This window comes from Microcoleus sp. T3_A4 (assembly GCF_036700465.1).
GTDB lineage: Bacteria > Cyanobacteriota > Cyanobacteriia > Cyanobacteriales > Microcoleaceae > Microcoleus.
The window spans coordinates 1-1,123 of the sequence record NZ_JAUBOY010000141.1 but is presented as its reverse complement, the minus strand read 5'-3'; the positions used below and the strand labels follow the sequence as shown (position 1 = coordinate 1,123).

Here is a 1,123-nt window from a genome sequence, read left to right as displayed (position 1 = left end):
TTGCCCAACAATAGCTCAAAACCTCTGCCCTAGTATTTCTGAGTATTTATACTCATCGCAAAAGTGACACGCTCCCTGTGGAATGGTCGTAAAGTGGCCGACTGGATGAGTGAACTCAAGGGTGAAAAAGTCGGTCGTCAAAGAGGGTGGGAATATCTCAAGTCCATGAAGTTTCGATTGAGAGTTCCTCGTCCAGAACATCAGGAATCAGATCTCCTCGAACAAGAGGAATGGAAAAAAAAATCTGCGTCGGTTCGTCTTGAAAATCAAGAAGGAGAACCCTTCAAGCGACGTAGAAGTCTGGTCAATGGACGAACATCGTTGCTTGATTGAAACCTGTTTTGAGGCGGGAATGGGTGGATGAGTTTAGTAATGCCACCGCTGTTGTTAATTGGCGGTTTCAATGGTTGTGGTTATATGGTTTTGTGCATCCGAGTTCAGGAGAAACATATTGGTGGATACTGCCATTTGTCAACAGCCAGCTTTTCGAGCGAGTTTTAGAAGATTTTGCCAGACATTGGAAAGTAGGACCGAAAAAAAGAGTCGTTTTAGTCGTAGACGGAGCCGGATGGCATTTAAGTGAAAGCGTGAAAATCCCCGACGGCATACATTTGTATTGTCTGCCTTCACACTCGCCCCAAGTCCAACCAGCAGAAAGACTGTGGCCACTGACAAATGAACCGATAGCCAATCGCTGTTTTAAAAACTTAGATGAATTAGAAGCAGTTTTATTTGAGCGATGTCGAAAACTGTTAAATCTCAAACAGTTAATCAGTGGTTTGACTCATTTCTATTGGTGGCCGGAGGCAAAAGTTTAATCATGGTTAATCGACCGGACATGATATAACAGGTAGGGCAACTTAATCAGCAAAAACAACAAAGCCCCTATCTGAAGCTCAGAAAGAGGCTGTATATTGTAAAATAAAATCCCAGGCATCGAGCTATTTTATCAGGCAGTGACCCGCCAAGTATCTTCGCCACCGCAGCGTTTAACAAACGAGTTCGGGATGGAATCGGAGTGGTGCCACTGCGTCATAGACACCTAGAAAAATTTAAGGGTAAAAAACCCTGAAGACTGCAGAGAATTAAGTCATCAATTACCATGTAGAAACAGAGGTCAAGC

2 protein-coding genes and 1 rRNA gene are annotated in these 1,123 nt (G+C 43.6%); 2 read left to right on the top strand and 1 reads right to left on the bottom strand.

Features of this window, described 5'->3' with window-relative positions; translation table 11 throughout:
* Positions 1–63 precede the first annotated feature (63 nt).
* Both QUA07_RS29930 and QUA07_RS29925 read left to right on the top strand, forming a co-directional pair.
* Complete coding sequence (locus QUA07_RS29930; RefSeq protein ID WP_333332884.1) at positions 64–333, top strand: winged helix-turn-helix domain-containing protein; 270 nt, start codon at positions 64–66, stop codon at positions 331–333.
* Positions 330–818: a transposase gene (locus tag QUA07_RS29925; RefSeq protein WP_333332881.1), complete on the top strand. Its 489-nt coding sequence runs from the start codon at positions 330–332 to the stop codon at positions 816–818. The genes QUA07_RS29930 and QUA07_RS29925 overlap by 4 nt, the downstream gene beginning before the upstream one ends.
* 110 nt (positions 819–928) lie before the next feature.
* On the opposite strand, the gene rrf is transcribed toward QUA07_RS29925, so the two are convergent.
* Positions 929–1,046: ribosomal RNA gene (gene rrf, locus QUA07_RS29920) — 5S ribosomal RNA — on the bottom strand.
* Between the last annotated feature and the right edge of the window lie 77 nt (positions 1,047–1,123).